Consider the following 804-nt stretch of genomic DNA (forward strand, 5'->3'; position numbering starts at 1 on the left):
TCGTCGAGGCCCACGGCACCGGCACCACCCTCGGCGACCCCATCGAGGCCCAGGCCCTGCTCGCCACCTACGGCCAGCACCGCCCCGCCGGCCGGCCGCTGCTGCTCGGCTCGGTCAAGTCCAACATCGGCCATACCCAGGCCGCCGCCGGCATCACCGGGGTGATCAGCGTGGTCGGTGCGCTGCGGCGTGGCGTCCTGCCGAAGACCCTGCACGTCGACGCCCCGTCCCCGCACGTCGACTGGACCACCGGCGCCGTCGAACTGATCACCGAGACCCGCCCCTGGCCCGACGTCGACCGGCCGCGACGGGCCGCCGTCTCCGCCTTCGGGATCAGCGGCACCAACGCCCACGTCATCCTCGAACAGGCCCCACCCGCGGATGAGACCATCGGGAACACCGGGAACACAGCCGGCGACAACACGCCCGAGGCCGCCGGCACGCCCGCTGAGAGCGCGTTCGGCAGGAGCGCGCCAGGCGCGGGCACGGCCGACGCCGGGAGCACACCCGAGGCGGACGGGAAGCCGAGCGGGAGCACGCCGGACACTGCCGTCATCGCCGGTTCCACCGCCGGTTCCACCGGTTCCACCAGTGGCACCGCTGGATCCGGCCGGTCCGACGGCTCCGGCGCGGACGGGGCGGCGCCGGTGCTGTGGACGCTGTCCGCGCGCGGCGAGCCGGCGCTACGGACGGCCGCGGCCAGGCTGCACGACGCCGTGTTCACCCGGCCGGACGCCCGTCCCGCCGACGTCGGGCTGTCGCTGGCGACCACCCGTACCGTCTTCGACCACCGTGCCGCCGTAG

Annotated in this window: 1 protein-coding gene; it reads left to right on the top strand. The window is 75.4% G+C overall.

The genetic code is table 11. The features are described from left to right. Positions 1 to 804 (top strand): ketoacyl-synthetase C-terminal extension domain-containing protein (locus NBW84_RS22655; RefSeq protein WP_445548823.1); only part of this gene is annotated, 804 nt, incomplete at both ends.

This window comes from Protofrankia sp. CiP1_Cm_nod2, assembly GCF_920664355.1.
Classification (GTDB): Bacteria; Actinomycetota; Actinomycetes; order Frankiales; family Frankiaceae; genus Protofrankia.